Here is an 18,284-nt window from a genome sequence, read left to right as displayed (position 1 = left end):
GTCCGACCCGCACCACGCGCGCCGCGGCCCCCGTCCTGCTGCCAGGACGGGGGCCGCGGCGCGCGTCAGTTCAGGGTCCAGGCCCGTACGAAGGCGACCGTGCCGAGCACCACCGGCGGTGCGAACCACCACCGGCCCATCGTCCGGCGGACCGACGGAACGGCGGTGACGGCCAGGCCCAGCAGGCTCAGGGCGATCGCGAGGACGCAGGCCGCGGTGGTGCCCGCGTAGCCCTGGTCGTCCCACGCGCCCTGGGGGCCGTGGGCGACGGCGGAGAAGACGAGGAACGCGTTCAGCCCGTGGATCAGGACGAGGGGGACGCCCAGCACCCACCGCAGGCAGCCCCGGTCCTCCGGGAGGTCGACGCTCTCGCGGTCGTAGGTCATTTCAGGGCTTTCCTCACGTCGTCCAGGTTCCCGCCGAACTCGTCACCGTAGTTCTGCGCCTTGTCCGTCCGCCAATAGGGGCCCCCGTTGTAGCGGGCGGCGAGCTCCTTCATCTGCGCCTCGGTCATCTGCTCCGCCGGTACGTCGGCGAAGCCGCTCTCGGCCTTGAGCTGCGCGAGGTAGCCGGCCGCGATGAAGGCGTTCTGCTTGGGGTCCTGGAGGGCGCCCTCGATCAGGTTGCGCTGGCCCTCGGTCAGGTGCTGCGGGTCGTAGCCGAGCACCTCCGCGCCGCGCCGCAGCTGGATGGCGATCGGGCCGAACGAGGTCTCGTCCGGGTTGCCCGCCAGCCGCCAGGGCAGGTTCTGCGGGGCCACGGGGCTCAGCCCCCAGGGCGCGGCGGCCTGTTCGCGCACGGTGTCCGTGATGTCGTCGAAGAAGCCGGGCTGCCCGGCGACCTCCCGCCACGCGATGCCGGCGACCATCTCCGGCGGCAGCCCCGCGTGCGCCGCGGCGGCCTTGAGCAGCTCCTTGTTCTGCTGCAGCCAGGCGGTCTTGTCGGCGTCGGAGGACGGCGGCCACCAGTAGGTGTCGGCGGCCTCGGGCAGCCCCGCCACCCGCATCCGGATGTCGCGCAGCGCCGGGGAGACCGGCTCCTTGCCCAGCGGCCCGGTCATGTCCCGCTTCGGCCCGCTGCCCGGCAGGTGGGTGAGCGGGTTCTGCCGGGCCTCCGCGCCCTCGCGGCGCAGGTCGGCCAGGGCGGCGTACAGGTCCACCTTGGAGGCGTCGCCCTTGAGCTTGAACTCGGGCAGCAGGTCGTACGCCTGGTCCAGCGCGTGCAGGCAGGTGGCGCGGGCCTCGGACTCGGTGGTCCTGGCCTGGTCGAAGCTGCCGCCGCAGCTGTCGTGCAGGCTGTTGGCCCGGTCGCGGATGTCGTCCACGTCCATGGTCAGTTCGGCGAAGAAGTCCATGACGCCGGTGGTCGCCCGCATGTCCTCCCACTGCCGCATCGGCTCGGCCTCCTGCGCGGTGCGGGTGATGGCGGTGCCCTTGGTGTGGATGAGGTCCGCGAGGGCCTGCTCGGTCCGCTTGCCGGCCGAGTAGTGCGACTTGGCCGTGGTCAGCGCCTGGGCGTACGCGTGCAGGGCGCCGGCCGCCTTGCCGAAGCCCTCGGCCATCTGCTCGGCGAGCTTGCGCGCCTCGGAGAGGCGGGAGGTGTACGCACCGCTGTGCTCGCTGTGCCATTGCGTGCCGGTCTCGGCGCGGCGGGCCGGGGTGCCGATCTCGGTGAGGAGGTCGCGCAGCCGCTTGAACTCCATCGCGTTGCGCTCGACCAGGGCCGGATTGCACTCGGCGAGGAACTCCACGTCCTTGCGGTAGGTCAGACCGTCGCTCACTTGTCCTCCGGTTTCACGTAACTGCCCGACTCCAGCAGCTCGTCCAGGAACTTCCGGGCGTTGTCGTCGTCCACCCGGGCGAAGTCCGTGCCGGCCGACTTCAGCTTGGTGGCGAGCGCCGCGAACAGCGCCACGGTGTCGAGGTACTGGTCGTTCGCGAACCGTGCGAAGGCCTGGACCTTGGCCCCGACGTCGGCGTGGGCCCGCGGCGCGCGCGCCATGGTGGCCGCGTCGCCGTCCGGGCGGCCCTCGTGGAGCAGGGCGGCGATCTCGATGAGGAGGTTGGCGTTCCCGTTGATCGAGGCGGTGTCGGCCACGAGGTTGCCCTCGGCGCCCGGGGGGCCGCCGGAGCCCGCCGAGTCCAGGCGCATGGCCGCCTCGCCCGGCTCCTGCTGGAGCCGGGCCTGGGCGGCGGCCTTGAAGCCGGCCCACTCCGCGTCGAACGACATGCCCCGCTGCCTTCCCGTTCCTGCATCCCCTGCCAAGGATGTTCACGCAGGTCAGAGCTGTGCGGTTCCGTGCGGACCGTGCACGGGCGGTGTGCAGGGGCTGTGCAGGGGGGTGTTCAGGGCGTCGGGCCCGCTCTAAATTACCGGCGGTAACAAGGACGAGAGCCGAGGAGCCGCCCATGGAAGCCGCCCGTACCTCGCCCGCCGCCCCGCCGGCCGCCGTCCCGCCCGCCGGCGGCGCCCCCCGCCCGGTCCCGCCCCGCACCACCGTCGTCGACGGCGTCGTCCGCGAGGCCGAGGTACCCGCGCTGGTGCCGGTTCCGGTGCGCGGGGCCCTCGGTGACATCCCGTTCGACAACGCCCGCGAGGCGCCCGACGCCGTCGTCCTCGGCCGCAAGCAGCGCGACGGCAGCTGGCGGGACGTCACCGCCGCCGAGTTCGCCGCCGAGGTGCTCGCCGTGGCCAAGGGGCTGATCGCCGAGGGCATGCGGCCCGGTGACCGGCTGGCCATCATGGCCCGGACGACGTACGAGTGGACCCTGCTGGACTTCGCCGCGTGGGCGGCGGCCCTGGTCACCGTCCCGGTCTACCCGACCTCCTCCGCCCTGCAGGCCCGCTGGATCCTGCACGACTCCGGCGCCGTCGCCTGCGCCGTCGAGGACACCGCGCAGGCCCGCCTGATCAGCGGCGAACGGGCCGCGCTGCCCGGGCTCACCCACTTGTGGGAGTTCGACACCGGCGCCGTCGCCCGCCTGGTCAAGGCCGGGGAGCGGATCCCCGACGCGCTCGTGCACGAACGGCGCGCCCTGTGCTCGCCCGACACCATCGCCACCCTCGTCTACACCTCCGGCACCACTGGCCGGCCCAAGGGCTGCGTGCTGACCCACGGCAACTTCTTCGCCGAGGTGGACAACGCCGTCGAGCTGCTGCACCCGGTCTTCCGTGCCGCCAGCGAGGAGCCCGCCGCCACGCTGCTGTTCCTGCCGCTGTCGCACATCTTCGGCCGGATGGTCGCCGTCGGCTGCCTGCGCGCCCGGGTGCGCCTGGGCCACGCGCCGAGCCTGGCGAGCGAGGACCTCCTCGCGGACCTGGCCGGGTTCCGCCCGACGTTCCTGCTCGCCATCCCGTACGTCCTGGAGAAGGTCTACAACACCGCCCGGGCCACGGCCGAGAAGATGGGCCGCGCCTCCTCCTTCGACCGGGCGGCCCGGATCGCGCGGAGCGTCGGCGAGTCCGCGGGCGGCAAGCTGCCGAGCCTCGGCCTGCGCGCGGCCCGCGCCCTGTACGACCCGCTGGTCTACCGCCGGATCCGGGCGGCGCTCGGCGGCCGGGTCCGCTACGTGATCAGCGGCGGCTCACCGCTCGGCCGCCGCCTCGCCGCCTTCTACACCGGTGCCGGCGTGGAGGTCTTCGAGGGCTACGGCCTCACCGAGACCACCGGCGCCACCACGGTCACCCCGCCGCTGGCGCCCCGCCTGGGCACGGTCGGGTGGCCGCTGCCCGGCACGGCGGTCCGGATCGCCGACGACGGCGAGGTGCTGCTGCGCGGCCGGCACGTCTTCGGCGGCTACTGGAACACCCCGTACGCCGTCCAGCCCGGTCAGTGGTTCGCCACGGGCGACCTCGGCGAGCTCGACGCCGACGGCTACCTGACGATCACCGGCCGCAAGAAGGACCTGATCATCACCTCCGGCGGCAAGAACGTGGCCCCGGCCCCCCTGGAGGACTGGCTGCGCGCCCACCCGCTGGTCGGCCAGTGCATGGTCGTCGGCGACAACCGCCCCTACGTCACCGCCCTGATCACGCTGGAGCCGGACGGCCTCGCCCACTGGCGGCGGATGCGCAGGAAGGAGGGCGTGCCGATGGCGGACCTGGTCCGCGACGAGGAGCTGCTCGGGGAGATCCAGCGCGCGGTGGACGAGGCCAACCAGCTGGTCTCGCGCGCCGAGTCGATTCGCCGTTTCACGGTCCTGGCCCACGACTTCACCGAGGACCGCGGCCACCTCACCCCGTCGCTGAAGCTGCGCCGGGCCGCGATCGCCCGCGACCACGAGCGGGAGATCGAGGACCTGTACCGCAAGTGAGGCCGCGGGCGCGCCGGTGCCGGAACCCCGCCGGCGGGGTGCGGGCCCTGCCGGCGGGGCTCCGGCACCGCGGCGCGCGTCCGCGGTCGCTCAGCAGTTGCCGCCGGCCGGGCGTCCGGCGAAGCGGTCGGCGAGCCAGTTCTGGGCGTCGTACGCCTCCGTGATCACTCCGCTGACGTGCTCGCCCACCCGGATCGTCGACCACTGCACGGCCGCGCCCCGGGCGCACCACTCCTCGCGCAGGGTGCGTCCGACCGCGTAGGGGATCAGCTCGTCGCCGAGCGCGTGGTACTGGTACACCGGCGCCGCCGGCGCGGTCCGGCCCAGCTTCGACTGGTTCAGCCGGGCCTGCCACTCGGGCCGGTCCAGCGGGTTGGTGGTGGTGAGGTCGGAGATCCGCTTGAAGGAGCCCACGGTGGCGTCGACGGCCACGCAGTTCTCCCGGAAGAAGTCGACCAGCGCCTTGCCGGGTGCGTTGAGGTAGGCGTCGAGCCTCAGCTCGGGGAAGGCCGCGTCCTGCCCGGCGGCCGCCATGAAGACCAGCCCCGAGCCGTAGGAGCCGTTGTTGAAGTCGGCCACCTTCAGCAGGTCGGCCGGCACCCCGCCGGCGGCGGTGCCCTTGACCTTCAGCTCCGGCGCGTACGACCCCTGCAGCTCGGCGGCCCAGCCGGCGGCCTGCCCGCCCTGCGAGTAGCCCATGATGCCGACCGGCCCGTCCGCCGGCAGTCCGGCCTCCGGCAGCCGCTGCGCGGCCCGGGCGGCGTCGAGCATCGCGTGCCCGGCGGACGGCCCGACGGTGTACGTGTGGGTGCCGGGCGTGCCCAGCCCCTCGTAGTCGGTGACCACGACGGCCCAGCCGCGCCAGGTGAGCTGCTGGATCAGATTGGCCTCCAGGCCCGTGCCCCGGGGGAAGTTGGCGCTCGGCGCGCACGAGTCGCCGAGCCCGACGGTTCCGACGGCGTACGTGATCAGCGGGCGCGGACCCGTCCGGCCGTCCTGGGGGACGATGACGGTGCCCGAGACCACGTCGGGCGCGCCGTCGGCGGTGGTCGAGCGGTAGTGGATCTTCCAGGCCTTGGTGGCGGTGGGCTGCCCGGGCAGCGGATGGAAGGCGGAGGGCGCGACGGCGACGAGGTCGCCGGGCCGGGGGCCCGCGCCGTCCTCGGCGGCGGCGTGGGAAGGACCGGCCGCGGCCAGGGCCAGGGCGGTGGCGAGGGTGGCGGCGACGGCGGTCAGGGCGGTGCTGCGGATACGCATGGGGCGGCTCTCCCAACGGTTTCCGTGCGGTGGTGGGTGAGGAGACCGTAGTGACCGACCGGTCGGAACGTCGCTGACCGGACCGCTCAGCTTTCCTGACCGTGAGTCACATGCGCCGCACTCCTTGTGGAGTGATCACTCTGTGCGATAGAAACGCGCCACCGAGTTGATGTTGACGTGTTCACACCCAACGGGAGCGCCCGTGTCCGCACGCTGGGAAAGCCTGAAGAACCGCGCCACGTTGTGCCTGCTCCTCGTGGCCGTCGCGGCCGGGGTGTTCTTCGTCGTCGGCAGCGCCTCCCAGCAACCCTCCGGCTGGGGCGCGGCCTACGCCTTCGGCTCGCCGGCCCGGCTCCAACTGCCCGCCCGCTGCGGCACGGAGACGGTCTCGGGCGGCCGCGGCACGGTGGTGTGCGAGCGCACGACGTGGACGGTGGACGGCGAGACCCACCAGGGCGCGCTGTATGCCTACGCCGACCAGATCGAGCGCTCGTCCGGCTCTCTGACCCTCAAGGGCGAGGCCCACGTCCTGGCCGACCGCGCCTACGGCGAACCCGAGAGCTGGCTGACCTTCGTCCACCTGGGCGCCCTGACGCTGGCCGCCACGGGACTGCTGGGCCTGCTGGGCTCGGTGGTGGTGGCCCTGCTGCCCGGCCGCCGCTGAGCGGGACGCACCCCAGCAGCCCGCGGCACCGCCGCGCTCGGCCGCAGCGGCGGGTACCCGCAGGAGCGCTCGGCCGCAGGAGCGCTCAGCCGCAGGCGGCCGGCACCCGCAGGAGCGCTCAGCCGCAGGCGGCCGGCACCCGCAGGAAGTCGAGCAGCAATTCGGTGACCTCGGCGGGCCGTTCCAGGTTGGGCAGGTGCCCGGCCCAGGGCAGCTCCACGTGGCGGGCTCCCGCGATCCGCCCGGCCAGCATGGCGGCGACCGACCGGAAATGACCGAGGTCGTGGGCCCCGGACACGATCAGCGTCCGTGCCGCGACCCCGGCCGGGTCCGCACCGCTCCCGGTGGGCCGTCCGCCGCCCGTGGCGGCGAGCTGCATCTCGCGCACCAGCGCGCGCACCACCTCGGACGCCTCCGGGCCGAGCCAGGCGACCGCGTCCGCCCCGGCGTCGCGGCCCTGGGCCCCGCTGCACAGCAGGGCGAGCGACTCCACGCGCTCCGGCCACCTGGCGGCCAGCTCCAGCGCGACCTGGCCGCCGTAGGAGGAGCCGACGACGGCGGCGCGGGCCACGCCCAGGGCGTCCAGCAGCTCCACGACGTCCTCGGCGTCGCCGTACGGTCCGGTCGCCGCCGGTGTCCGCCCGTACCCGCGGAAGTCGGGCCGCACCACGCGGAACCCGGCGCGGGCCAGCGCCCGCCACTGCGGCTCCCACATCCGCCGGTCGCAGACGGCCGCGTGCAGCAGCAGGAGTGCCGGGCCGCTGCCGGTCACGTCGTGAGAGAGAGTCATCGCGGCGACCGTAACCACGAACGGCGGGCCGGGCCACAGGTTTTCGCCCCGCCCGGTCGGGGGGTGGGCGGCAGGGGGTGGGCGCCGGGCCCGGCCGGAGGTGGCGCCCGGCCCGGCCGACGACCGGCTCAGCCCAGTACGAGCGGCAGCCGGGTGCCCAGCTCCGGCCCCAGCGCGGCCCGTTCCGCCGCGGTCGGGGCCCGCCGCCCGGTCGCCACGAGCAGCACGTCGACGTCGGAGAAGGACGCCGGGAAGGCCGCCCCGGCGAGGGCCTCCACCATGGCCCGGGTGCGGGCGAGTCCCTCCGGCGGCGGCCCCGCCGCCCCCGGCACGTGCGCCACGAGGTCCAGGTGGTGCAGCGTCCACTCCAGCACGTACGCGGACAGGTAGTCGCCGGCCGTCAGCACCATGTCCTGGGTCCGCACCCGCAGCTCCGGATCGGCCAGCGCGGCCGCCCGCCCGGCCGCCGCACCGACGTCGTCCAGGTGGAACTTCAGCAGCTCCGGCTCCTGGTACGCCGCCGCCAGCCGCACGACCAGCGCGTCCAGCGGGTCGTCACCGGTCGGCGGGGTGTCGCCGACCCGCCAGTACGTCACCGCGTCGTGCGTCACCGGTTCCGCCGCCCCGGCCGGGGTCACCAGGGTGATCAGCACGTCCTGGGCGTCGATGACGAGATGGCACACCAGGTCCCGCACCAGCCACCCGGCGCAGCCCGACGGCCGCCCGAAGTCCTCGTCCGCCAGGGCGGCCACCGCCGCCCGCAGCGCGTCCCACGACCGCGTGAACAGGTCCACGGCGCCAGGGTAGGCCGTCGGTCCTCGATCAGGTAGGTCGCCCGGCCCGGGCAGGTGGGTCGCCGCCCCGGGCAGGTGGGTCGCCACCCCGGGCAGGTGGGTCGCCGCCCCGGGCAGGTGGGTCGCCCGCCCCGGGCCCGCGACCGTCACCCGGGGTTCAGGCGTCGAGCACGGCGGCGACCGCTTCGATCTCCACGAGCTGGCCGTCGTAGCCGAGCACGGTGACTCCCATCAACGTGCTCGGCACGTCGTGGTCACCGAAGGCGTCCCGGACGACCTGCCAGGCCGTCACCAGGTCCTCCCGCCGGTGAGAGGCGACGAGGACACGGGTGCTGATGACGTCGTGCAGCGACGCGCCGGAGTCCGCCAGAGCGGTCCGCATGTTCTCCACGGCCCTGGCCGCCTGCCCCGCGAAGTCCCCGAGGGCCGCGGTGGAGCCGTCCTCCTCCAAAGGACACGCTCCGGCCAGGAAGATCAGTCGCGACTCGGCCGGCGCCGTGGCCGCGTAGGCGTACTCCGCGACATCGGACAGGGAGGCGGAGCGGATCAATGTGACGGCACGCGGCACGGTCTTCCCTTTCGCAGCGGTTCCGGGGCACTGAGGACCTTCTCAGAGGACCGCTTCCGCGTTCGACGCATTTTCCTGGCTCCCCTCACCCGCCCGAGGCGATCCGGTACGCCCCCGGTGTGGTCCCCGTCCACCGCCGGAAGGCCCGGTGGAAGGCGGTGTCCTCCGAGAAGCCCAGCCGGGCCGCCAGGTCCGCGATCGGCTCGTTGCCCTCCACCAGCCCGGCGATCGCCGCGTCCCGCCGCACCTGGTCCTTCAGCCGCTGGAACGACGTCCCCTCCTCCTGGAGCCGCCGCCGCAGCGTCGCCGGCGACACCGCCAGCCGGCCCGCCACCTCCCCGAGGGCCGGCAGCCGCGGCGAGGACCGCAACTGCCGCGCCAGCGCCCGCCGCACCTGCTCCGCGACCGTGGTGCCGTACTCCGGCCGCCCCAGCAGGTCGAACGGCGCCCGCCGCAGCATCTCCTCCAGCCCCGCCTCGTCCCGCACCAGCGGCGCCGCCAGCCAGCGCGCGTCGAAGACCGCCCCGGTCCGCGGCTCGCCGAACCGCACCGGGCAGCCGAACAGCGCCTCGTACTCCTGCCGGTGCGGCGGCGGGGGATAGGCGAACCCCGCCCCGGCCAGCGGGATCCGCCGCCCGATCAGCCAGCTGCACAGCCGGTGCCAGATGCACAGCAGGCACTCCGACAGGAACCGCTCCTCGTCCCCGGCGGGCGCGCTGCGCACCGTGAACCACGCCTGGCCGGCCCGCACGTCGAGCCCCAGGTCGGGGCCGCCGGGGAACAGCCGGTAGAACGCCGTCCCGCGTTCGATGGCCGCGCCGAGGTCCGGACAGCCCAGCGCGGCGTAGCACATCATCGCGAACGTCCCCGGCCGGCTCGGCGTCGTCCCCAGCCCCAGGAACTCGTCCTGCGTGCTGCGGTACAGCGCCCGGAACAGCCGGGTGAACTGCGCCTCGGTCACCCGCGCCCGGCCGTCGCCCAGCAGCAGCGGCGGGATCTGCGCCGCCTGCAGCAAGGGCACGACATCGACCCCGTCCCGCCGCACACCCGCGAGCAGGGCCCGCACGTGGTGCACGGAGATCGTCCGCCTCCCCATGCGCAACGACGGTAGCCGCCCTGAGCGCTGCGGTCAGCGGGGGTGACGCTTCTGGTCATGCTCATGACGCCATCTGGCTGCCTAGCGTCGGTCCATGACTGCTGCCGCCGCGCCATCCACCCGACCGCAGGACCGACCGGCGACCCTCGCCGTCCTCACCGAGTGGACCTACGAACGGCACGGACCCGAGGTCACCGCCCTGCGCCACCGCGCCGCGGACGGGACCTGGCGCACGGGCTCCTACGCCGACCTGCGCGACCGCGTCCGCCGCACCGGCCGGGCCCTGCTGGACCTGCGCGTGGCCCCCGGCGAACGGGTCGCGGTGCTCGCCGAGACCCGCCCGCAGTGGACGTACACCTACTTCGCCGTGCTCGCGGCCGGCGCCGTCCTGGTGCCGGTCTACCCCAGCGCGGGGGAGGAGGAGCTCGCCTGGGTGCTCTCCGACTCCGAGGCGGTCGTGGTCGTCTGCGACGACCCCGCCCAGGCGGCGCGGGTCGCGGCGGTCCGCGACCGCCTGCCGAAGCTGCGGGAGACCGTCCTGATGGACGACCTGACCCGGCAGGGCGCAGGCGCTCCGGACGAGCTCCTCGCCCGGGCCGCCGCCGTCCCCGCCACCGCCGACGCCGCCATCATCTACACCTCGGGCACCACCGGCCCGCCCAAGGGCTGCCGCCTCACCCACGCCAACTTCGGCGCGGTCCAGGACGCCCTGCTCCCGCTGGTCCCGGCCGGCCCCGGCGACTCCACGTACCTCTACCTCCCGCTGGCCCACGTACTCGCCCAGCTCATCCAGTTCACAGCGTTCCTGAGCGGCGCGGAGCTGTGCTACTTCGGCGGCCGGATCGAGGACGTGGTCACCGAACTCGCCGAGGCCCGTCCCACCCATCTGCCGTCCGTACCACGCCTGTTCGAGAAGGTGCACGCCACCGTGCTCGCCCTCGCGGAGTCCCAGGAGGGCGGGCGCACGCGCTTCGACGAGGCCGTCCGGATCGGCGTACTGGCGGCCGAAGGACGCCTGCCGGCGGAGCTCAAGGCGGCCCACGAGGCCGCCGAGGCGGCCCTGTTCGCACCCGTACGGGCCGCGCTGGGCGGCCGGCTGCGCTGGGCGCTGACCGGCGCCGCCCCGATCGACCCGGCCGTCCTGGACTTCCTGCGGGCCTGCGGCCTGGTCGTCCACGAGGGCTACGGGATGACCGAGACGGCCGGGGTCGTCTCCGCCAACCACACCGGCGCCGCCCGGCCCGGCACCGTCGGCCGCCCGATCGACGGCTGCGAGGTCCGCATCGCCGAGGACGGCGAGATCCTGGTGCGCGGCCCGATGGTCTTCCCCGGCTACCACAACAACCCGGAGGCGACCGCGGAGGTCCTGGACGCGGACGGCTGGCTGCACACCGGGGACCTGGGCGCCCTGGACGAGGACGGCTACCTGCGCATCACCGGCCGCAAGAAGGAGATCGTGATCACCTCGGCCGGCAAGAACCTCTCACCGACCGAGGTGGAGTTCGCGATCCAGCGCTCCCGCTACGTCTCCCGCGCCGTGATGATCGGCGACCGGCGCCCCCACCCGGTCGCGCTGATCACCCTCGACGCGGAGGAGATCGCGGCCTGGGCGGCCCGCGAGGGCCGCACCCTCGGCGAGGCGCCGTACGCCCACCCGGCGGTCCGCGCCCTGGTGGCGCAGGCCGTCGAGGCGGCCAACGCCACGGTGTCCCGCCCCGCCCGGATCCGCGCCTTCCACATCCTGCCGGAGGACCTGTCGATCGCGGAGGGAACCCTGACCCCGACCCTCAAGGTCCGCCGCCGGGCGGTGGCGGAGCGGTACGCGCGGGAGATCGAGGCGCTGTACGGGTGACCGCCCCAGGGACCGCGGGGCGCCCTGCGGTGTCCCGAGCCACTGTGATCATCTTCGCGATCCGCCAGGGCGACCCCTGCCGGCCCTGACCGCCCGGACCTGCCTCACCGCGGCCTTCGCCGGCGCGGGCACGGCGGCGGCCGCCTTCCTGTGGGGCCACCTGGCCGGCTTCTCGCTGCCGGACCCCGGCGACGCGTGCCTGCTGCACGGCGCCGGCCAGGCGGACCGGCTCATCACCGAGTCGACGTCCCCGGTCTCCGTCGTCCGTGCCGCCTTCCCGGCGATGCTGCTGCCTTACGCGCTCAGGCCCGTTCTTCGCGTGGTGACAGGTCGTTCACGGCTGATCCGCCCTCGTCCGTACAGCCCGTACCGGAGGAATCGGCGTAGGACGGTCCGGCGACGCTCTGTGAGGGGGTTGACCGAATTCAGTGACATGGCACAGACGGCGACACCCCACCAGGCTGAGCCTGGCGGGGTGTCGCCTCAACTGCCTCTCAGCATCACGCCTTTTCAAAAACGCTGCGCAGGTGAGAGATCAGCTCATCGGCCGACACGTCGCCCCACGCGGCCTCCGGCACGCCGACGCGGACGACCCGGTACTGCTCCGCGCCCAGCTCCGTCACCAGGACCTGACGGCTCGCGCCGTCCAGCGGATCCACGCGGAGGCGGACGCCGCCGTGGGAGACGGTGGGGAAGAGTTCCCGCAGTCCCTCGTCCGCGTGGACGCGACGCAGGAGACCCCTTTGTTCCTCGTAGAACTCGGAGGACAGCAGGTCGGCCCACTGCGTCGCGGTCGGCTCGCCGTTGTCGAGTGCCCTGACGAACTCATCGAGCTCGATGAACTCGAACGTTGCCCGGAACTCCTCGAGCGGCAGGCCTCCGCGCCACGCGGCGACCGCCTCCACGGCCGATCCCAGATCGTCCGTGGACCCGATCACCCAGGTGAAACCGGGGATGTGGACGCTCAGCCGGAACCGGTGCTGGTCGGCCTCCGGCTCGATCGAGACGACACCGCGTGTCGTCTCGATCCTCACCGCGTCGGATGCCGGAAACACGGTGCCGATGTCACATCCGCGCTCCCGCGCCACCCCCTCCACGGCTGCTCCGAGGCCGCCCAGGACGGCCACGTCCGCGTACAGGACCTTTCGAAAGGCATTCATGTCCGTTCCTCAGCAGTGGCAGTAACCGATGACCGACCCCTTCAGCTTCTTGGCCATGTCCTCGCCCTTGAGCAGAGAGAGATCCCGTGGGGCTGCGCCCCCGGCGCCTGGAACCAGACGTGGCTGCCCACCGCCACCTCGGGCTTCTACAACCCGGTCAGCCGCAAGTGCCTGGACGTGCCGGGCGGGCGGACGGACAACGGCAACCAGCTGCAGATCTGGGACTGCAACGGCAGCAAGGCGCAGCGTTGGCTGTCGCCCGGGCTGACCACCCCGATGGGAACCACCGTGTAGCGGCGGTCCCCGTTCGGACAACTCCCCCTGAACGAGGGCGATCCGGGCCGGCCGCCCGTCGTGGTGGCCGGCCCTCGGGGGAGGTTCGGTGAAGGCGAGACAAATGGTTCGCCATTATGGGGAGGGTGCGCGGCGAGTCGGCGTTGAATACCTGATAGACAGTGGATATTCACGGCTCGCCATGGGGGGATCGCCGCACTGTGAAGCCTCTTCACCGCCACCTCGTCTCGACGTCACGCAAGGTGCTCTGCACCGCCGCGCTCGCGGCCAGCCTGACCACGGCGGCCGTCGTCACCACCTCGCCCACCGCCGACGCCGGTGAGGCCGAGCCGACGCCCGACAGCCCGCAGGCCAACGACCGGGGCAACGCGCGGCTCGACCTGCCCGACCTGGTCCAGAACCCGCCGGTCGCCGACGGCGGCACCGGTACGCAGGAGGGGGCCAGCGGGATACCCGCGACCGCCCTGGACGCGTACAAGCGCGCCGAGGTGTCGGTGGCGGCCGCGCTGCCGAACTGCCACCTGCCCTGGCAGCTGCTCGCCGGCATCGGGCGGATCGAGTCCGTGCACGCCTCCGGTTACGGCCTCAAGGCCGACGGGTACACCGAGAAGCCCATCCGCGGCCCGCGCCTGGACGGCAACGGCTTCGCGGAGATCCGCGACACCGACAAGGGCGAGTGGGACGCCGACACCCAGTACGACCGTGCCGTCGGCCCGATGCAGTTCATCCCGTCGACCTGGGCCACCTGGGGCGCCGACGGCAACGGCGACGGCCGCCGCGACCCCAACAACATCTACGACGCCGCGCTCGGCGCCGGCCTCTACCTGTGCGCGGGCGACCGGAACCTCGGGGACGCCGCCCAGCTGGACCGGGCGGTCCTGAGCTACAACAACTCCCGCGAGTACGTGAACAGCGTGCTCGGCTGGATGCGGCAGTACCAGAACGGTGCTGCCGGGGTGCCGAACCCGCCCGCCGGGAACTACCCGACCACCCCGCCCGGCCCGATCCCGACGCCGCGGACGCCGCCTCCGTACACCCCGCCGGCGAAGCCGTCCACGCCCACGACCCCGCCCACCAAGCCGGCCGAGCCGTCGAAGCCGACGCCGCCGGCGCCCACGCTGGACGGGCTCAAGGCGGTCGGCGCGACCGAGCTGAAGGGGGAGGCCGGCGAGGTCATCGACCTGGTGCCGACCGTCAAGGCGGTCATGAGCGACGGCAAGCCCGCCGCCGGCCAGGACGTGGTCTTCGTGATCGAGAACGACACGACCGGCGGCACCTCCTTCACCGGCGACCACGCCGGCAAGAAGGACTACGTGGTCAAGACCGACGCCCAGGGCGTGGCCACGGCCCCGCTGCTGAAGGCCGGCCCGGAGCCCAAGGGCGGCGGCTTCACGCTGCGCGCCTCGACGTACGGCGCCCGCTCGTTCTCCGTCAAGTTCACCGGAACGGTTGCGCCCAAGCCGGTGCCGGTCGTCGACGAGATCGCCCGTACGAGTGAGAAGGTCCTGGAGACCGTCGCGGGCAGCAGCTTCACCGGGATCGAGCTGAAGGCCCTGGCCAAGGGCAAGCCGGTCGCGGGCACGGTGCTGACCGCCGAGACCGTCGTGAAGGACAGGGCGACGGACAAGTGGGTCGTCGCCGGGTCGGGGCCGTTCTTCAAGGACAAGGACGGCAAGGAGGTGCGCAGCCTGGAGCTGCCGGCCACGGACAGGAACGGCCTGGTCACCCTGCCGGAGCTGTTCACCTCGGCCACGGCGGAGCCGGGCACGTACCACCTGCGGCTGAGGACCGCGGACGGCCTGGAGAAGATCTTCGACCTCACGGTCACCAAGGCTCCCGCGCCGACGCCTACGCCGACGCCCACGCCGACCCCGACGCCGGCCCCGGCCGACCAGCCGAAGGAGTCCCCGAAGCCCTCCGTGGCCCCGTCCCGCAAGGCCTGAGCGCAAAAGGCAGGAGCCCCGCCGATCGGCGGGGCTCCTTGGGTCTTGCTCAGATCAAAAGATCAACCCACAACGACGTTCTCGGCCTGCGGGCCCTTCGGGCCCTGGGTGACGTCGAAGGTGACGGTCTGGTTCTCCTCGAGGGAGCGGAAGCCAGACGCGTTGATCGCGGAGTAGTGGACGAAGACATCCGGGCCGCCGCCGTCCTGGGCGATGAAGCCGAAGCCCTTTTCAGCGTTGAACCACTTCACGGTTCCGGTAGCCATGAGCCCTCCTATGGGCCAAAGGGTCGCCCTGCTCCAGAACCTGCTAAGAAGTCTGAAAACTACAAAAGCCCGCGGTCACAAGCTCCGCAGGCTCCGTACTGCAAGGGAAACCAAACTGCAACTTGCTTCGAGCGTAGCACGCGGGGTCGTTGGGAGACCAGAGGGAAAGATCACGTCACCCGGACGTTTGAGACCCGCCCGGATGCTGACGCGGGCCGGGGTCTAGTCTCACCACGTGGACGCCAATCGCAGCCGGCCCCGGGTCGGCCACATTCAGTTCCTGAACTGTCTCCCGCTCTACTGGGGCCTGGCCAGGACCGGCACTCTGCTGGACCTGGAGCTGACCAAGGACAGCCCCGAGAAGCTCAGCGCGTCCCTGGTGGCCGGGGAGCTCGACATCGCGCCGATCACTCTGGTGGAGTTCCTGAAGAACGCCGACGATCTCGTGGCCTTCCCCGATCTCGCGGTCGGCTGCGACGGCCCCGTCATGTCCTGCGTGATCGTCTCCCAGGTGCCCCTGGCGCAGCTCGACGGCGCCCGGGTCGCCCTCGGCTCCACCTCCCGCACCTCCGTCCGGCTGGCCCAGCTGATGCTGGCCGAGCGCTACGACGTGCACCCCGACTACTTCTCCTGCCCGCCCGACCTCGGGCTGATGATGCAGGAGGCGGAGGCGGCCGTCCTGATCGGTGACGCGGCGCTGCGCGCGTCCCTGCACGACGCCCCGCGGCTGGGGCTGGAGGTCCACGACCTGGGGACGATGTGGAAGGAGTGGACCGGGCTGCCGTTCGTCTTCGCGGTCTGGGCCGCCCGCCGGGAGTACGCCGAGCGCGAGCCGGAGACCGTCCGCCAGGTGCACGAGGCCTTCCTCGCCTCCCGTGACCTGTCCCTGGAGGAGGTCACCAAGGTGGCGGAGCAGGCGGCCCGCTGGGAGGCCTTCGACGCCGAGCTGCTGGAGCGTTACTTCACCACGCTGGACTTCCGCTTCGGGGCCGACCAGCTGGCCGGCGTACGGGAGTTCGCGCGGCGCACCGGTCCGACGACGGGATTCCCGGCCGACGTGGACGTCCGGCTGCTGGCCCCGGCGGCGACGGCCTGAGCGGCGGCTACGGCGTGGCGATCGGCGCCTGGAACCACTGGCTGTACCACTGCATGGTGCCCTCGCCCATGCCCCGGATGTAGCTCTTGGCGTCGTGCTGGCCGTCCTTGATCACCTGAAGGTTGGTCTTGATCGGGCCATGGCCGTAATTCTTGATGAAATTCTTGATGTTCGGCATTATCGCGGGCTCCAGCGTGCCCACCTGGAAGGCGACGTACACATCCGGCCCGCCCTTCTCGATCAGCGCCGCGGCGAGCTTCTCCGGATTGTTCGCCTGCTTCTCCTTCTCGTAGTGCTTCCAGAGCGGGGAGTCGGGCCGGGTGTCGGGACCCGAGGCGATGACGGCCTTGAATTGCTCGGGCTTCTGCAGGACGAACTTCAGCGCCGCGAAACCACCCGACGAGGAGCCCATCCACCCCCATCCGTCACGGGACTTGAAGGTGCGGAAATTCTCCTTGACCAGCTGCGGCACGTCCTCCGACAGCCACGTTCCCATCTTGGCCTGCTCGGGGATGTCACTGCCGTCCTGGTAGTACTCCTTGCTCGGGTTCAGCACCGGCATCACCACGATGAACGGCTGGCTCGTGCCCTCCTGCGACCACTTGTGGATACCGGTCTGCAGCCCCAGCCCCGGCTGGGTCCAGTACGTCTTGGGGAAGCCCTTGCCGCCCGGCAGGGCGATCATCACCGGGAAGCCGCTCATGCTGTATTTCGGCTCGAAGTACTGCCGCGGCACCCACACCCACACCTGACCGGTGAAACCGGACTTCCTGCCCACGAGGGTCGTCACACTGATGGTCGTGCCACCGTCGACGTCCGTCTCCTTCGCCCACTGCGCCTGCGGCCCGGTCGGCAGCTGCGTCAGCTCCTGCGCGCGCCGCTCGGCCTCGGTCGGCTGCTTGCGCGAGGCGCTCTGGGAGCGGGCCGCGGGGGTGTCGTAGCTCACCTTGTCGCCCTTGCCGGAGCAGCCGGTGAGCAGGGTGGATATCAGGGCCGTCAGCAGGGCGGCGGCCAAGGCCGCCGGAGCGGTCGTGGATCTCATGGGGATCACCGTGTCACGCAAGGAGCGGCGGCGCGCAGCGGGGTGGCATTAGGGTGCGTGTCGTCGTGCATCCGCCATGTATCGGACACGCAACCGTCGTCCGGTGTGCATCCGACGGGGGAGCCACCGGGCCGTCGACGTGAAGGGGGAGCCATGCAGCCGCTGGAGGCCGGGGAGCCGCGCGCGATCGGGCCGTACCGGTTGCTGGGCCGGCTCGGTGCCGGCGGGATGGGCCGGGTCTACCTGGGCCGCAGCGCGGGCGGCCGGACGGTCGCGGTCAAGATCGTCCACCCGCACTTCGCGACCGACACGGAATTTCGCACCCGCTTCCGCCGGGAGGTGGAGGCGGCCCGCCGGGTGGGCGGCGAGTGGACCGCGCCGGTCCTGGACGCCGACCCCGACGCGGAGGTGCCGTGGGTGGCCACCGGCTACGTCGCCGGGCCCTCCCTGGACCGCGCGGTGGCCTCCCACGGCCCGCTGCCCGAGCCGACGGTACGGGCCATCGGCGCGGGCCTGGCGCGGGCGCTGGTGGCCGTGCACGGGCTCGGGCTGGTCCACCGGGACGTCAAGCCCTCGAACGTGCTGCTCACCCTCGGCACGGCCGGCGGGGCCGGAGGCGAGGCGGGCGGCCCCCGGCTGATCGACTTCGGCATCGCCCGGGCCACGGACGGCACGGCCTCGCTGACCTCCACCGGGGTCTCGATCGGCTCGCCCGGCTACATGTCGCCCGAGCAGATCCTCGGCAAGGGCGTCACCGGCGCCTCGGACATCTTCTCCCTGGGCGCGGTGCTGGCCTTCGCCGCGACCGGCCGCCCGCCGTTCTCGGGGGACAACTCGGCCACGCTGCTGTACAAGGTCGTCCACGAGGAGCCGGACCTGACGGACGTCCCGGCCGCGCTGGTGCCGCTGGTCGGGGCCTGCCTGGCCAAGGCCGCGGCGGACCGGCCCACGCCGGAGGCGGTCGCGGCGGAGCTCGGCGCCGCCCTGGGCGTGCCCGGCTGGCTCCCGGCCCCGCTGGTGGAGGAGGCCTCGCGGGCGGCCGTACGGCTGCTGGACCTGGACGCGGAGGACTCCGTGCCGGGCGGGGCCGGCGGTCCCGTGCCGACCGCGTCCCCGTACAGCCCGACCGCGACCTCGGGCGCGTACGGC

At 73.1% G+C, this 18,284-nt stretch carries 18 protein-coding genes; 7 read left to right on the top strand and 11 right to left on the bottom strand.

Features of this window, described 5'->3' with window-relative positions; all coding sequences use genetic code 11:
• Positions 1-65: 65 nt before the first annotated feature.
• The 3 genes from LG632_RS05965 to LG632_RS05955 are packed head-to-tail and all read right to left on the bottom strand — an operon-like array spanning position 66 to position 2,229.
• On the bottom strand, positions 66-386 hold the full coding sequence (locus LG632_RS05965) for a hypothetical protein (RefSeq protein ID WP_226725753.1): 321 nt from the start codon (positions 384-386) through the stop codon (positions 66-68).
• Entirely contained in the window at positions 383-1,780 is a 1,398-nt protein-coding gene (locus LG632_RS05960) for a hypothetical protein (protein WP_226725752.1), read from the bottom strand. Before LG632_RS05960 ends, LG632_RS05965 begins: the two co-directional genes overlap by 4 nt.
• On the bottom strand, positions 1,777-2,229 hold the full coding sequence (locus tag LG632_RS05955; protein WP_226725751.1) for a hypothetical protein: 453 nt from the start codon (positions 2,227-2,229) through the stop codon (positions 1,777-1,779). The genes LG632_RS05960 and LG632_RS05955 overlap by 4 nt, the downstream gene beginning before the upstream one ends.
• A 179-nt stretch (positions 2,230-2,408) precedes the next feature.
• On the opposite strand from LG632_RS05955, the gene LG632_RS05950 reads away from it, so the two are divergent.
• The gene (locus LG632_RS05950; RefSeq protein WP_226725750.1) at positions 2,409-4,313 is read left to right on the top strand and encodes an AMP-dependent synthetase/ligase; all 1,905 of its coding nucleotides are present in this window, start codon (positions 2,409-2,411) and stop codon (positions 4,311-4,313) included.
• A 90-nt stretch (positions 4,314-4,403) separates the two neighbouring features.
• On the opposite strand, the gene LG632_RS05945 is transcribed toward LG632_RS05950, so the two are convergent.
• A complete protein-coding gene (locus LG632_RS05945; protein ID WP_226725749.1) occupies positions 4,404-5,570 on the bottom strand; it encodes a lipase family protein in 1,167 nt (388 codons plus the stop codon).
• A 202-nt stretch (positions 5,571-5,772) separates the two neighbouring features.
• On the opposite strand from LG632_RS05945, the gene LG632_RS05940 reads away from it, so the two are divergent.
• Complete coding sequence (locus LG632_RS05940; RefSeq protein WP_226725748.1) at positions 5,773-6,234, top strand: hypothetical protein; 462 nt, start codon at positions 5,773-5,775, stop codon at positions 6,232-6,234.
• Positions 6,235-6,352: 118 nt separating this feature from the next.
• Here LG632_RS05940 and LG632_RS05935 read toward each other — a convergent pair whose 3' ends face one another.
• From LG632_RS05935 to LG632_RS05920, 4 genes are all read right to left on the bottom strand, one after another.
• Positions 6,353-7,024 (bottom strand): alpha/beta fold hydrolase, encoded by a 672-nt coding sequence (locus LG632_RS05935; protein ID WP_226725747.1) that lies wholly within the window; start codon positions 7,022-7,024, stop codon positions 6,353-6,355.
• A 128-nt stretch (positions 7,025-7,152) separates the two neighbouring features.
• A complete protein-coding gene (locus LG632_RS05930; RefSeq protein ID WP_226725746.1) occupies positions 7,153-7,818 on the bottom strand; it encodes a maleylpyruvate isomerase N-terminal domain-containing protein in 666 nt (221 codons plus the stop codon).
• 157 nt (positions 7,819-7,975) lie between these two features.
• The gene (locus LG632_RS05925) at positions 7,976-8,386 is read right to left on the bottom strand and encodes a RidA family protein (protein WP_226725745.1); all 411 of its coding nucleotides are present in this window, start codon (positions 8,384-8,386) and stop codon (positions 7,976-7,978) included.
• Between the two features lie 85 nt (positions 8,387-8,471).
• Positions 8,472-9,482: an AraC family transcriptional regulator gene (locus LG632_RS05920; protein ID WP_226725744.1), complete on the bottom strand. Its 1,011-nt coding sequence runs from the start codon at positions 9,480-9,482 to the stop codon at positions 8,472-8,474.
• 94 nt (positions 9,483-9,576) lie between these two features.
• On the opposite strand from LG632_RS05920, the gene LG632_RS05915 reads away from it, so the two are divergent.
• Entirely contained in the window at positions 9,577-11,334 is a 1,758-nt protein-coding gene (locus LG632_RS05915; RefSeq protein ID WP_226725743.1) for an AMP-dependent synthetase/ligase, read from the top strand.
• Positions 11,335-11,834: 500 nt separating this feature from the next.
• On the opposite strand, the gene LG632_RS05910 is transcribed toward LG632_RS05915, so the two are convergent.
• Complete coding sequence (locus LG632_RS05910) at positions 11,835-12,494, bottom strand: hypothetical protein (RefSeq protein ID WP_226725742.1); 660 nt, start codon at positions 12,492-12,494, stop codon at positions 11,835-11,837.
• 15 nt (positions 12,495-12,509) lie between these two features.
• Here LG632_RS05910 and LG632_RS05905 point away from each other — a divergent pair, with 15 nt between their 5' ends.
• Together LG632_RS05905 and LG632_RS30150 are read left to right on the top strand one after the other, a co-directional pair.
• Positions 12,510-12,788, top strand: coding sequence for a ricin-type beta-trefoil lectin domain protein (locus tag LG632_RS05905; RefSeq protein ID WP_226725741.1), 279 nt, complete (start codon positions 12,510-12,512; stop codon positions 12,786-12,788).
• Between the two features lie 200 nt (positions 12,789-12,988).
• The gene (locus tag LG632_RS30150) at positions 12,989-14,731 is read left to right on the top strand and encodes a lytic murein transglycosylase (protein ID WP_308108010.1); all 1,743 of its coding nucleotides are present in this window, start codon (positions 12,989-12,991) and stop codon (positions 14,729-14,731) included.
• A 62-nt stretch (positions 14,732-14,793) separates the two neighbouring features.
• Here LG632_RS30150 and LG632_RS05895 read toward each other — a convergent pair whose 3' ends face one another.
• On the bottom strand, positions 14,794-14,997 hold the full coding sequence (locus LG632_RS05895) for a cold-shock protein (protein ID WP_226725740.1): 204 nt from the start codon (positions 14,995-14,997) through the stop codon (positions 14,794-14,796).
• A 235-nt stretch (positions 14,998-15,232) separates the two neighbouring features.
• Between LG632_RS05895 and LG632_RS05890 the strand changes: the two genes are divergently transcribed.
• Entirely contained in the window at positions 15,233-16,093 is an 861-nt protein-coding gene (locus tag LG632_RS05890; protein WP_226725739.1) for a menaquinone biosynthetic enzyme MqnA/MqnD family protein, read from the top strand.
• 7 nt (positions 16,094-16,100) lie between these two features.
• Here the strand turns inward: LG632_RS05890 and LG632_RS05885 are convergent, their stop codons facing one another.
• On the bottom strand, positions 16,101-17,135 hold the full coding sequence (locus LG632_RS05885) for an alpha/beta hydrolase (protein WP_226725738.1): 1,035 nt from the start codon (positions 17,133-17,135) through the stop codon (positions 16,101-16,103).
• 153 nt (positions 17,136-17,288) lie between these two features.
• Between LG632_RS05885 and LG632_RS05880 the strand changes: the two genes are divergently transcribed.
• Positions 17,289-18,284, top strand: a 996-nt coding sequence (locus LG632_RS05880; protein ID WP_226725737.1) for a serine/threonine-protein kinase, incomplete at its 3' end; no start/stop codon positions are given.

Origin of the sequence: Streptomyces antimicrobicus, from assembly GCF_020532625.1 — a bacterium.
GTDB classification, from domain to species: Bacteria; Actinomycetota; Actinomycetes; order Streptomycetales; family Streptomycetaceae; genus Streptomyces; species Streptomyces antimicrobicus.
The sequence above is the reverse complement of the archived record's forward strand: the minus strand, read 5'-3'. Positions and strand labels throughout refer to the sequence as shown.